The sequence below is a fragment of the Streptococcus sp. 9.1(2021) genome (assembly GCF_030466425.1).
Lineage (GTDB): Bacteria > Bacillota > Bacilli > Lactobacillales > Streptococcaceae > Streptococcus > Streptococcus wuxiensis.
Map to the genome: position 1 here is coordinate 161,107 of NZ_JAGQFU010000001.1, position 13,834 is coordinate 174,940.

Sequence of the window (13,834 nt, forward strand, 5' to 3'; positions counted from 1 at the left end):
AAAAGGGGAAAAATGACAGAAGATATTAAAAACCAACAGGCACAAGATTATGATGCCAGTCAAATTCAAGTTTTGGAAGGTTTGGAAGCAGTTCGTATGCGTCCAGGGATGTATATTGGATCAACTGCCAAAGAAGGTCTTCACCATCTAGTCTGGGAAATCGTAGATAACTCTATCGACGAAGCCTTGGCGGGATTCGCTAGTCATATCGAGGTCTTTATTGAACCGGATGATTCCATTACTGTTGTCGATGATGGTCGTGGAATTCCTGTTGATATCCAAGAGAAAACAGGACGTCCTGCCGTTGAAACAGTCTTTACTGTTCTTCACGCTGGAGGTAAATTCGGTGGTGGCGGATACAAAGTATCTGGTGGACTCCATGGTGTAGGGTCATCAGTTGTAAATGCTCTTTCTACTCAGTTGGATGTTCGCGTTCATAAAAATGGAAAGATTCACTACCAAGAATACCGTCGTGGACATGTTGTTGCAGACCTTGAGGTGATCGGGGATACGGATAAAACAGGAACAATCGTTCACTTTACTCCAGACCCAGAAATTTTTACAGAGACAACGACATTTGATTTTGATAAATTAAATAAACGGATTCAAGAGTTAGCCTTTTTGAACCGCGGGCTTCAAATTTCTATTACTGACAAACGTGAAGGACTTGAACAAACCAAGCATTATCACTACGAAGGTGGGATTGCGAGCTACGTTGAGTACATCAACGAAAACAAGGATGTTATCTTTGATACACCAATCTACACAGATGGTGAGATGGATGATATTACAGTGGAAGTAGCGATGCAGTACACAACGGGTTACCACGAGAATGTCATGAGTTTCGCCAACAATATTCATACCCATGAAGGTGGAACACATGAGCAAGGTTTCCGTACAGCCTTAACTCGTGTTATCAATGACTATGCTCGTAAAAACAAACTTCTAAAAGATAACGAAGATAACCTAACAGGTGAGGATGTCCGTGAAGGATTGACAGCCGTTATCTCTGTGAAGCATCCAAACCCTCAGTTTGAAGGACAAACTAAGACCAAACTTGGAAATAGTGAAGTTGTGAAGATTACCAATCGCCTCTTCAGCGATGCATTTTCTGACTTCCTTTTGGAAAATCCACAGATTGCTAAGCGCATCGTTGAAAAAGGAATTTTGGCTGCCAAAGCGCGTGTTGCTGCCAAGCGTGCGCGTGAAGTTACACGTAAGAAATCTGGTTTAGAAATTTCAAATCTTCCAGGAAAATTAGCGGACTGTTCATCAAACAATCCAGCTGAAACTGAACTTTTCATCGTCGAAGGAGACTCTGCAGGAGGTTCTGCAAAATCAGGACGTAATCGTGAGTTCCAAGCCATCTTACCAATTCGTGGTAAAATCCTTAACGTTGAAAAGGCAACTATGGATAAAATCCTTGCTAATGAGGAGATTCGCAGTCTTTTCACAGCTATGGGAACAGGATTTGGCGCTGAGTTCGATGTTAGCAAAGCTCGCTATCAAAAACTGGTTATCATGACAGATGCTGATGTCGATGGAGCCCATATTCGTACTCTCTTGTTAACTCTGATTTATCGTTATATGAAACCCGTTCTAGAGGCTGGTTATGTTTATATCGCTCAACCACCAATTTACGGTGTCAAAGTTGGTAGTGAGATTAAAGAATATATTCAACCTGGCGCAGACCAAGAAATCCGCCTACAAGAAGCCCTAGCTCGCTACAGCGAAGGTCGTTCTAAACCAACTATTCAACGTTATAAAGGTCTTGGGGAGATGGATGACCACCAACTTTGGGAAACTACCATGAATCCTGAACATCGCCTTATGGCTCGTGTATCAGTAGATGACGCAGCAGAAGCAGATAAGATTTTTGATATGCTCATGGGTGATCGAGTTGAACCACGTCGAGAATTTATCGAAGAAAACGCTGTTTACAGTACTCTTGACGTATAAAAAAATTGAGAAATAGTTCCCAAGGTTTGAAAAATATGATATAATCATTATAATTGTGTCATGTATAAAAGGAGTTTGATATGTCAAATAATCAGTTGATTATTACTTTGATTGGAATTGCAGTCCTGCTTCTTATTGCTTTTGCAGTAGCAATTTTGCTACGTAAACGAAATGAGAGTAGACTTGTAGCTTTAGAAGAAAAAAAAGAAGAACTATATAACCTTCCTGTTAATGATGAGGTAGAGGTTGTAAAAAACATGCATCTGATTGGTCAAAGTCAGGTTGCTTTTAGAGAATGGAACCAAAAATGGGTAGATTTGTCTCTTAACTCTTTTGCAGATATTGAGAATAATCTCTTTGAAGCTGAAGGATACAATAACTCATTCCGTTTCTTGAAAGCTAAGCACCAGATAGATCAAATTGAAAGTCAAATCCAACTTGTTGAAGAAGATATTGCAGCAATTCGTAATGCCTTGTCTGAGTTGGAAAAACAAGAGTCAAAAAATAGTGGACGTGTTCTGCATGCCCTAGATTTATTTGAGAAACTACAAAACACTGTAGCTGAAGATCCTGAAAAATATGGTCAAGCTCTTCCAGAAATTGAAAAACAATTGGAGAACATCCAATCTGAGTTTTCTCAATTTGTAACCTTGAATTCATCGGGAGATCCGGTTGAAGCAGCAGGCATTTTAGATAACGCTGAAAATCATATTTTAGCTTTGACACATATCGTTGAAAGAATTCCAGCGATTGTCACTAAGCTTACTACTGAATTGCCAGAACAACTTGAAGATTTAGAAGCTGGTTACCGCAAGCTTTTAGATGAAAACTACCATTTTGTAGAAACTGATATCGAATCTCGTCTTCAACTTCTCTATGAAGCCTTGAAGAATAATCACGAAAATATCCGTACATTGGAGTTGGATAATGCAGAGTATGAAAACACTCAAATCCAAGAAGAAATCAATGCACTTTATGATATTTTCACTCGTGAAATTGCAGCCCATAAAGCTTTTGAGAAATTGGTAACTACCCTTCCTACCTATCTTAAACACTTGAAAGAAAACAATCAGGTACTAGTTAAAGATATCGAACGTCTTGGGAAAACCTATTTGATTTCAGAAAGCGATGTGAATCGAGTTCGTCGTCTTCAAGCTGATATCTCAGCCTTGAATGCTACTATTGAAGAAATGACTCATGCAGAGTCAGAAGTTTCAGAAGCATATTCTGTCTTACAAGAACGTTTGGAAAATCTCCAATCTACATTAAAAGATATTGAAGATAACCAAATCGGTGTTAGTGAACGTCTCGTTAAAATTGAAAAAGATGACATCAATGCTCGTCAAAAAGCAAATGTATATGTCAACCGTCTGCATACGATTAAACGCTACATGGAGAAGAGAAATCTTCCAGGAATTCCACAAAAATTCTTGAAACTCTTCTTTGATGCAAGTCACAGTACAGAAGACTTGATGGCTGAGTTGGAACAAGCGCAAGTGAATATCGAATCTGTGAATCGCATCCTTGAGATTGCGACAAATGATATGAATATGTTGGAAGAAGAAACATACAGTATCGTTCAAAATGCAACTTTGACAGAACAATTGCTTCAATATTCGAACCGTTATAGATCATTTGATGATCGTATTCAACAAGCTTTCCAAGAAGCTTTGAATATCTTTGAAACAACATTTGATTACCAAGCATCTTTCGAAAAAATCTCTCAAGCATTAGAAGTTGCTGAGCCTGGTGTTACCAATCGCTTCGTTACTTCTTATGAAAAAACAAGAGAAAGTATTCGTTTCTAATTTATAAAAGAATCTTAGATTTTTCTAGGGTTCTTTTACTTTTCTTTACCTATTTTAAATCTTTTTCTGCCATGTTTTCATTGAAATTATAGTTCATATTTGATATGATAAGACTATGACAAAAAAGAGATTACCCCAGAATAAAGTAAAGAAGAAAAACAATAAAAAACTTGGCATTCTTGTCTTGCTTTTGTTTTTCACAATGATAGCACTCGGTGGTGTGGTTGCCTATAAAGTGTTGAATAAACAAGCCTTTGAACAGAAGATTGAGAGTCTCAAGAAGGAAAAAGATGAAGCCTACTCCCAAGGAAGTCAAAAAGAGCATTTCCGCAAAGAGAAATCTGAAATTATCACCTATTATCCACTAGTTGGAGACAGCCTTATTTCCTCTGTCAAAGATATCATCGTAAAAGATATCACTGACAAAGTAGAAGGTAAAGAACAGTTGATTTTTTATTACTCAGAAAAAGGGGATTCCTCTTTAACTGGGGTTGAAAATCGTTTGATTAAAAAACAGGCCTATGACTTGGCAAATTCTAATGTCGTTGAATTAGAAAATACTACTTTAGACCAGCTGTATCTGAAAGAGGATGGCTCTATCTTTACCTTGGATCAATTCTTTACAGACCCATCCACAGCCAAAGAAAAAGTCCTTGAGGGAGTTAAGTCAACTCTCCAAGATAAAAAAGTAGATCAATCAGTTGTTGACCAAGTTTTAGCTGATTTCTCAGCTGCAGAATTGTCAAGCTGGAAGTTTGCTTACAAAGATAGTCAATTGGTTCTATATCCAGTCAAAGCAATGACTAATGTAGAAGAAATAGCAATGCCTATTTCAGATTTCTTTGATTATATTCAAACATCCTATCTAACAGAAAAAGATGCTGAACTTTATAAAAAAGTTCAAGCGGAAAAACATAAAAAAGTGGTAGCTCTTACCTTTGATGATGGTCCTGATGGTAATACAACACCACAAGCCTTGGATATCTTAGCTAAGTACAAAATCAAAGCAACCTTCTTTGTCCAAGGGAAAAATATTGCAGGTAATGAAGCTATCCTCAAACGTATGCAGGCTGAGGGGCATGAAGTCGGAAATCATAGTTGGAACCATCCAGTTTTAACACAACTCTCATTAGAAGATGCTAAGAAACAAATTACGGATACAGAATCAGCAATCACTAGTGTTCTCGGAAAGAGTTCAAAATTGATGCGCCCACCATACGGTGCCATCTCAGATGATATCCGTAATAGTCTCGATTTGAGCTTTATTATGTGGGATGTCGATAGCTTAGACTGGAAGAGTAAAAACGAAGCTGCTATTTTAACAGAAATTCAACGTCAGACGACTGATGGTTCTATTATATTGATGCATGATATTCACCAGACGTCAGTAAATTCACTACCAAAAGTTATTGAATATTTGCAGGGACAAGGGTATAGCTTTGTTACAGTCTCTGAGTTACTAGGGAATCATGTAAAACCACATGAGATATACTATTCTCGTAACCAATAGTTGAAATTAAATTCAAATATTAGAAAAAAATTAAAAAAGATTATTTTTATCTTGACAAGTAGGGAAAAACTTGATATCATATACAAGATGAGAAAAGCAGAAGTGAGAACTTCTCGCCTTGCGACTAACGTTGTCTGGCCCCTACAGATCAAGTTTCAGAAATGAACTATAATCATGTAGAGCGGATTTGCGTTAGCAAGTCCGCTCTTGTTTTTCTCTAAAATAAAAAAAGAGGTGAAAACCATAGCAAAGCAAGACTTATTCATCAATGATGAAATTCGTGTACGTGAAGTTCGCTTAATCGGTCTTGAGGGCGAACAATTGGGTATCAAACCACTTGGTGAAGCGCAAGCACTTGCGGACGACGCTAATGTGGACTTGGTTCTCATTCAACCTCAAGCTAAACCTCCTGTTGCGAAAATTATGGACTACGGTAAGTTCAAATTTGAGTACCAGAAGAAACAAAAAGAGCAACGCAAAAAACAAAGCGTTGTGACCGTGAAAGAAGTTCGATTGAGCCCAGTTATTGATAAGGGTGATTTCGATACGAAACTTCGCAGTGCTCGCAAGTTCCTTGAAAAAGGGAACAAAGTGAAGGTTTCCATTCGCTTTAAGGGTCGTATGATTACCCATAAAGAGATTGGAGCAAAAGTTTTAGCCGATTTCGCTGAAGCAACTCAAGATATTGCTATCATCGAACAACGTGCTAAAATGGATGGTCGTCAAATGTTCATGCAGTTGGCCCCAGCAACTGACAAGAAATAATCTGTCAGAAAGTTAAAAAAAGGAGAAAATATCATGCCAAAACAAAAAACACACCGCGCATCAGCTAAACGTTTCAAACGTACAGGTTCTGGTGGACTTAAACGTTTCCGTGCTTACACTTCTCACCGTTTCCACGGAAAAACTAAGAAACAACGTCGTCATCTTCGTAAAGCATCTATGGTGCATTCAGGAGATTTCAAACGTATCAAAGCAATGCTTACTCGCTTGAAATAATCGCGTATTTGTAAGTTAACAATTCTAGGAAATATTGGAGGAAATATAAATGGCACGTGTTAAAGGTGGCGTTGTATCACGCAAACGTCGTAAACGTATTTTAAAATTAGCAAAAGGTTACTATGGAGCTAAACACATCTTGTTCCGTACTGCAAAAGAACAAGTAATGAACTCTTACTACTATGCATACCGTGACCGTCGTCAAAAGAAACGTGACTTCCGCAAATTGTGGATCACACGTATCAATGCGGCAGCTCGTATGAACGGACTTTCATACTCACAATTGATGCATGGTTTGAAATTGGCTGAGATCGAAGTAAACCGTAAAATGCTTGCTGACTTGGCTGTTAACGATGCAGCAGCTTTCACAGCTCTTGCAGATGCTGCTAAAGCAAAACTTGGTAAATAATTATTCAGAAGACTGGTGCAAATTTGTCCCAGTCTTTTTTAAACAAAGGAGAAAAAATGGCTTCAAAAATGTTACACACTTGCTTGCGAGTAGAAAATCTTGAAAAATCAATTGCTTTTTATCAAGATGCTTTTGGATTTAAGGAATTGCGTCGTCTGGACTTCCCAGAACACGCTTTTACCATTGTTTATCTAGGTCTTGATGGCGATGATTATGAATTGGAGTTGACTTACAACTATGATCATGGACCTTATGTTGTAGGTGACGGTTTTGCTCACATCGCTCTAAGCACACCTGACCTTGAGGCTCTTCATAAAGAACATAGCGACAAGGGTTACGAAGTGACAAATCCAAATGGACTTCCAGGAACACAACCAAACTATTACTTTGTTAAAGATCCAGATGGATACAAGGTAGAAGTGATTCGTGAAAAATAATAAAAACTCCTCATTTGTCAAATTGAGTTAGACCATTTCACCTAACTCAGAAAAACTTGATAGGGAGGAGTGTAGGTCATTTATGTTAGTTCTTTTCAGATAAATGTTAGCGTTTATCTGAGACTAATATAGATGGCTTTTTCTATCTAGCTTAATGTAACAAATTGGGATATAATAAAAATAATTAAACAAATTAGTGGGAGAAAAAAATGTCAGACCAAAATCCAAATGTAGAACTAAACAAAGAAGAAGATAAACTAATTGTAGAAAATAATTCGGTGGAAGATATGAAGAATGGTCCAAAAGCAGTCAAGAAACCTTCGGCTCTTCTATCTTTCTCATTTTATTTGGCACTTACCTATATTCTTCTATTTATATCTCTTGCTTTATTTGCTGGTCCATGGGGAATTGTATTCTTGATTTTTCTAGGTCCTAATTTAATTGCTTACGCTATAGCAACTGTCTTAACACAGATAGGAATCAAGAAAGTAAATAGAAATTTCTTGTATGCGAGTGCAGGATTTTATTTACTTTCCGGACTTTTAGCATTCGACCCGGATTGGCAGATTTTTAGGATTTTTCCTTTTCTCTCCCTAGTTCTAGTTTTAATCGGGATATTTTTAACGAAAGATACAAGTAAATAAGTTAAAAAAGCTAGGCGCAACTCTTCTTCGAACTTATTTCATATCATAAAGCCGTAGCTTTTTAGGCTATGGTTTTTTAGTTTAATGATTAGAAAGAAATTGTGTTTCTATTTTTTAAAATGGTATAATAGAAAAAGAAAAAGGGAGGTGAGAAAGAATGATTGCCCAACTGGATACGAAAACTGTCTATAGTTTCATGGAGAGTATGGTTTCAATCAAGAGATATGTCAGCCATGGGAAAGAATATGGCTATTCATCACTTGGAATCATGGATGAAGATAATCTCTATGGAGCCTATTATTTCATCAAAGAATGCCAAAAACAGGGGATTCAGCCTTTATTAGGCCTTGAGATGACTGTTCATCATAAAGATGAATGGATCAATCTACGTTTTCTAGCCCTGTCAAACCGAGGTTATCAAAACCTGATGAAGCTGTCGTCTCTGAAGATGACAGGTAAAAGAGAATGGGCTGATTTCTCTTCCTACCTTGAAGATATTTGTGTCATTGTTCCTTATTATTCTGGAATGAATGACTTGGACTTAGGGCATGACTACTATATCGGAGTGTATCCAGATACACCTCAATCGAATTTTTCTCACCCCATTCTCCCTCTTTATCGTGTTAACTCTTTCGAGTCTGAGGATTTAGAAGCTCTACAGATGCTTAAAGCGATTAAAGAGAACGTGACCTTGAGAGAGGTTGATGTTCAATCTCAACAGGGCTTGTTTTTGCCTGCTGAACGTCTTGAACAGTTTTTTCTAGAGAAGTTTCCAATCGCACTGGATAATCTTGCAAGATTGGTCAAGGATACTTCCTACGAGATTGATAGTAGTCTCAAGCTTCCACGTTTCAATCCAGAAAGACCTGCTGTTGAGGAACTTCGGGAAAGAGCTATCAAGGGCTTGGAAGAGAAAGGTTTACTAGATTCAGTTTATCAGGAACGTTTAGAAGAAGAACTGTCTGTGATTCATGATATGGGATTCGATGACTATTTCTTGGTTGTCTGGGACCTTTTACGTTTTGGTCGGTCTCAGGGATATTACATGGGAATGGGACGTGGTTCTGCGGTAGGAAGTTTAGTAGCTTACGCTTTAGATATTACAGGGATTGATCCTGTAGCTAAGAACCTCATCTTTGAGCGCTTCTTGAATCGTGAACGTTACACCATGCCAGATATTGATATTGATATTCCAGATATCTATCGTCCAGAGTTTATTCGTTATGTTCGTGACCGTTATGGTAGTATCCATGCTGCGCAGATTGTCACTTATTCAACCTTTGGAGCCAAGCAAGCCATCCGAGATATCTTCAAACGTTATGGCGTACCTGAGTATGAGTTGACAGCTATTACAAAAAAAATAGGCTCTAAAGATACTCTAACGACAGCCTATGAAGGAAATCTTGGTTTTAGACAACTCATTCAAAGTAAGATTGAGTACCAAAAGGCCTTTTCTATTGCTAAAAAGATTGAAGGATATCCACGACAGACTTCTATCCATGCAGCTGGTGTCGTTATCAGTGACAAAAATCTAACAGATTACATCCCTCTCAAGTATGGAGAGGATATGCTCATTACCCAATATGATGCGCATGGAGTTGAAGGAAATGGCTTGCTCAAGATGGATTTCTTGGGCCTACGAAACTTAACCTTCGCTCAAAAAATGCAGGAGCTCTTATATGAAACTCAAGGTATTTCACTAAGAATTGAGGATATTGATCTTGAAGATAAGGCAACCTTAGCCCTCTTTGCAGCTGGGAAGACCAAGGGAATCTTTCAGTTTGAACAACCTGGAGCCATACGCTTATTGAAACGCGTGAAACCACAAAACTTTGAAGAAGTAGTGGCGACGACTTCCTTGAACCGACCAGGTGCGAGCGACTATATAGATAACTTTGTTGCCAGAAAACACGGCAAAGAAAAAGTTACAGTTCTGGACCCTGTGCTAGAAGATATCCTAGCTCCGACTTATGGCATCATGCTCTACCAAGAACAGGTGATGCAAGTAGCTCAACGCTATGCAGGTTTCAGTCTTGGAAAAGCCGATATCTTGCGTCGTGCTATGGGGAAAAAGAATGCGGCTGAGATGCATCGGATGGAGGAGAGTTTTATCCAAGGGGCCCTCGAAAAAGGGCATGGACAAAAACAGGCTCAAGAAGTTTTTGCCGTAATGGAAAAATTTGCCGGTTATGGTTTTAACCGTTCGCATGCATATGCTTATGCTGCCTTAGCTTTTCAGCTTGCCTACTTTAAAACACATTTTCCAGCAATCTTCTATCAGGTCATGCTCAATTATGCTAGCGGAGATTATATTCTAGATGCGCTTGAAATGGGGTTTGAATTAGCTCCGCTTTCTATCAATACGGTTCCATATCAAGATAAACTAGCAGATAAGACAATCCATCTAGGACTCAAGACTATCAAGGGAATGCCCCGTGATTTTGCCTACTGGATTATCGAGCATCGTCCATTTAGCAGTGTTGAAGATTTTATCACACGACTACCCAAAAATTATCAAAAGATTAGCCTCTTAACCCCTTTAGTGGAAGTAGGTCTTTTTGATGGATTTGATAAAAATCGTCAAAAAATCTTAACCAATCTACCAACTCTATTTATCTTTGTAGAAGAATTAGGTAGCCTCTTTGCAGATTCTAGCTATAGTTGGACAGATACAGAGGACTTTTCAAATATTGAAAAATTCCAAAAAGAGCAGGATTGGTTAGGCGTTGGAATTAGCCAACACCCATTGCTAGTTTTAGCGAAGAATCCTTTGTATCCAATCGTGAGTTTATCTGAGCTTTTCGAGGGACAGACAGCTACAGTGCTCGTTGAGATTCAGTCTATCCGAGTGATTCGAACTAAAAAAGGTGAAAATATGGCCTTTTTGAAAGTTACTGATAGTAAAACAAGTCTGGAGGTCACTGTTTTTTCTGAACAGTACCGCCAATTTAAAAATCTTTTGCACGAAGGAAGTTTCTATTACCTAAATGGGAAAGTACAAGCCAGAGATGGTCGTCTTCAATTAGTTTTAAATAATTTAAAAGAGGCAGTGAGTGAGCGTTTTTGGATTCAAGTTCCCAATCATGACCACGATGCTGAAATTTATCATATTTTAGATCAGTACAAGGGACAAATCCCTGTTGTCATTCGTTATGAAAATGAACAAAAAAATATTCTTTTGCCTGGTTATTTAGTTGCAAAAGACGCTGGCTTACAAGAATCTTTAAAACAGATTGTCATGAAAACGATTTATCGTTAAAAATCAATGAAAATAAAAGAATTTTAACTTTAAATATGGTATAATCAGTTAGAATGTTAAAAGAAAAAGGAGCAAAACCAAATGAAACGTATTGCTGTTTTGACTAGTGGTGGGGACGCCCCTGGTATGAATGCTGCCATTCGTGCAGTTGTTCGTCAAGCAATCTCAGAAGGAATGGAAGTTTTTGGTATCTATGATGGATACGCTGGTATGGTTGCTGGTGAAATTTATCCACTTGATGCTGCTTCAGTAGGAGACATCATTTCACGTGGTGGTACTTTCCTTCACTCAGCTCGTTACCCTGAGTTTGCAAAACTCGAAGGTCAACTTAAAGGGATTGAGCAATTGAAAAAACACGGTATCGAAGGTGTCGTGGTTATCGGTGGTGACGGTTCTTATCATGGAGCTATGCGCCTGACTGAACATGGATTCCCTGCTATTGGACTTCCTGGAACAATCGATAACGATATCGTAGGTACTGACTTTACAATCGGATTTGACACTGCAGTAACAACTGCAATGGATGCAATCGATAAGATTCGTGACACATCATCAAGTCACCGTCGTACTTTCGTTGTTGAAGTAATGGGACGTAACGCAGGTGATATCGCTCTTTGGGCAGGTATTGCAACAGGTGCTGACGAAATCATCATCCCTGAAGAAGGCTTCAAATTTGAAGATATCGTAGCAAGCATCAAAGCTGGATATGAACACGGTAAAAAACACAACATTATCGTTTTAGCAGAAGGTGTCATGTCAGCAGCTGAATTTGGTCAAAAACTAAAAGAAGCTGGCGATACAAGCGACCTTCGTGTAACTGAACTTGGTCACATCCAACGTGGTGGTTCACCAACAGCTCGTGACCGTGTATTGGCGTCACGTATGGGTGCACACGCTGTTAAACTCCTTAAACAAGGAATCGGTGGTGTTGCTGTCGGTATTCGTAACGAGAAAATGGTTGAAAATCCAATTCTTGGAACTGCAGAAGAGGGAGCTTTGTTTAGCTTAACAGCTGATGGTAAGATTGTTGTTAACAATCCTCATAAAGCTGACCTTGAACTTTCTGACTTGAACAAGAGCTTGTCATAATCAACTTTAACTAATCTGGTAAAATGACCATAAAAGGTCGAATTATATAAAGGAGTCACAAAATCATGAACAAACGTGTAAAAATCGTTGCAACCTTAGGTCCTGCGGTAGAAATCCGTGGTGGTAAAAAATTTGGTGATGATGGATATTGGGGTGAAAAACTTGACGTTGAAGCTTCAGCACAAAACATTGCTCAATTGATCGAAGCTGGAGCAAACACTTTCCGTTTCAACTTCTCACACGGTGACCACCAAGAACAAGGTGACCGTATGGCAACTGTTAAACTCGCAGAAAAACTTGCAGGTAAAAAAGTTGGTTTCCTTCTCGATACTAAAGGTCCAGAAATCCGTACTGAATTGTTCGAAGGGGATGCTAAAGAGTACTCATACAAGACTGGTGAAAAGATCCGTGTTGCTACAAAACAAGGAATCAAATCAACTCGTGAAGTGATTGCTTTGAACGTTGCTGGTGGTCTTGATATCTACGATGATGTTGAAGTTGGTCATCAAGTCTTGGTTGACGATGGTAAATTGGGTCTTCGTATTTTCGCTAAAGACGATGAAACTCGTGAATTTGAAGTAGTCGTTGAAAATGACGGTATCATTGCTAAGCAGAAAGGTGTGAACATCCCTAACACGAAAATTCCTTTCCCAGCACTTGCTGAGCGCGATAACGCTGATATCCGTTTCGGTTTGGAACAAGGTATTAACTTCATCGCGATTTCATTTGTACGTACTGCAAAAGACGTTGAAGAAGTTCGTGCCATCTGTGAAGAAACTGGTAACGGTCACGTTCAATTGTTCGCTAAAATCGAAAACCAACAAGGTATCGATAACTTGGACGAAATCATTGAAGCCGCTGATGGTATCATGATCGCTCGTGGTGACATGGGTATCGAAGTACCATTCGAAATGGTTCCAGTTTACCAAAAAATGATCATCACTAAAGTAAATGCTGCTGGTAAAGTTGTTATCACTGCAACAAACATGCTTGAAACAATGACTGAAAAACCACGTGCAACTCGTTCAGAAGTATCAGACGTATTCAACGCTGTTATCGACGGAACTGACGCTACAATGCTTTCAGGTGAGTCTGCAAATGGTAAATACCCACTTGAGTCAGTTACAACAATGGCTACAATTGACAAGAACGCTCAAACTCTTCTTAACGAATACGGACGTTTGAACTCAGATTCATTTGAACGTAACTCTAAGACAGAAGTTATGGCTTCAGCAGTTAAAGATGCTACAAATTCAATGGACATCAAATTGGTTGTAACTCTTACTAAGACTGGTCACACAGCACGTTTGATCTCTAAATACCGTCCAAATGCTGATATCTTGGCATTGACATTTGACGAATTGACAGAACGTGGATTGATGTTGAACTGGGGTGTTATCCCAATGTTGACAGAAGCTCCATCATCAACTGATGACATGTTTGAAATTGCTGAACGTAAAGCAGTTGAAGCAGGTCTTGTACAATCTGGTGACGATATTGTTATCGTTGCAGGTGTGCCACTTGGTGAAGCAGTTCGTACAAACACAATGCGTATCCGCACTGTACGTTAATCTAACATTAAAAACCTATCATATCAGGCTTTATAGCTTGTATGATAGGTCTTTTTTTGTTTCATAAGGTCCAGACCCTATTCGTTTAAGAAAAGAAAAAACTCTCTGGTTTTCCAGAGAGTGTGAGAGGCATCTCCATGTGAGAAACT

General features: G+C 38.7%; 11 protein-coding genes and 1 other annotated feature. All 11 genes read left to right on the forward strand.

Annotation, left to right across the window (positions count from 1 at the left end):
* Window positions 1-12 precede the first annotated feature (12 nt).
* The 11 genes from gyrB to pyk all read left to right on the forward strand — a co-directional run bounded on the left by gyrB (window position 13) and on the right by pyk (window position 13,685).
* Window positions 13-1,959: a DNA topoisomerase (ATP-hydrolyzing) subunit B gene (gene gyrB, locus KBU52_RS00800; protein ID WP_036757694.1), complete on the forward strand. Its 1,947-nt coding sequence runs from the start codon at window positions 13-15 to the stop codon at window positions 1,957-1,959.
* A gap of 80 nt (window positions 1,960-2,039) precedes the next feature.
* Window positions 2,040-3,767 carry a septation ring formation regulator EzrA gene (gene ezrA, locus KBU52_RS00805; RefSeq protein ID WP_254724001.1) on the forward strand — a complete coding sequence of 576 codons (1,728 nt, stop codon included), beginning with the start codon at window positions 2,040-2,042 and terminating at the stop codon, window positions 3,765-3,767.
* 115 nt (window positions 3,768-3,882) lie between these two features.
* Window positions 3,883-5,277: a peptidoglycan-N-acetylglucosamine deacetylase PgdA gene (gene pgdA, locus KBU52_RS00810; protein ID WP_254724002.1), complete on the forward strand. Its 1,395-nt coding sequence runs from the start codon at window positions 3,883-3,885 to the stop codon at window positions 5,275-5,277.
* A gap of 88 nt (window positions 5,278-5,365) precedes the next feature.
* Window positions 5,366-5,496 (forward strand) — a sequence feature (ribosomal protein L20 leader region).
* A 15-nt stretch (window positions 5,497-5,511) separates the two neighbouring features.
* Entirely contained in the window at window positions 5,512-6,042 is a 531-nt protein-coding gene (gene infC / locus KBU52_RS00815) for a translation initiation factor IF-3 (protein ID WP_004253871.1), read from the forward strand.
* 33 nt (window positions 6,043-6,075) lie between these two features.
* Entirely contained in the window at window positions 6,076-6,276 is a 201-nt protein-coding gene (gene rpmI, locus KBU52_RS00820; protein ID WP_001125942.1) for a 50S ribosomal protein L35, read from the forward strand.
* Window positions 6,277-6,325: 49 nt separating this feature from the next.
* Window positions 6,326-6,685 (forward strand): 50S ribosomal protein L20, encoded by a 360-nt coding sequence (rplT, locus tag KBU52_RS00825; RefSeq protein ID WP_000124834.1) that lies wholly within the window; start codon window positions 6,326-6,328, stop codon window positions 6,683-6,685.
* A gap of 56 nt (window positions 6,686-6,741) precedes the next feature.
* On the forward strand, window positions 6,742-7,122 hold the full coding sequence (locus KBU52_RS00830; RefSeq protein ID WP_004253875.1) for a VOC family protein: 381 nt from the start codon (window positions 6,742-6,744) through the stop codon (window positions 7,120-7,122).
* A 209-nt stretch (window positions 7,123-7,331) separates the two neighbouring features.
* On the forward strand, window positions 7,332-7,766 hold the full coding sequence (locus tag KBU52_RS00835) for a hypothetical protein (protein ID WP_254724003.1): 435 nt from the start codon (window positions 7,332-7,334) through the stop codon (window positions 7,764-7,766).
* Window positions 7,767-7,923: 157 nt separating this feature from the next.
* Window positions 7,924-11,025, forward strand: coding sequence for a DNA polymerase III subunit alpha (locus tag KBU52_RS00840; protein WP_254724004.1), 3,102 nt, complete (start codon window positions 7,924-7,926; stop codon window positions 11,023-11,025).
* 81 nt (window positions 11,026-11,106) lie between these two features.
* Window positions 11,107-12,114 carry a 6-phosphofructokinase gene (gene pfkA / locus KBU52_RS00845; RefSeq protein ID WP_004253883.1) on the forward strand — a complete coding sequence of 336 codons (1,008 nt, stop codon included), beginning with the start codon at window positions 11,107-11,109 and terminating at the stop codon, window positions 12,112-12,114.
* Between the two features lie 65 nt (window positions 12,115-12,179).
* Window positions 12,180-13,685 carry a pyruvate kinase gene (gene pyk / locus KBU52_RS00850; protein ID WP_254724005.1) on the forward strand — a complete coding sequence of 502 codons (1,506 nt, stop codon included), beginning with the start codon at window positions 12,180-12,182 and terminating at the stop codon, window positions 13,683-13,685.
* The last annotated feature ends 149 nt before the right edge of the window (window positions 13,686-13,834 follow it).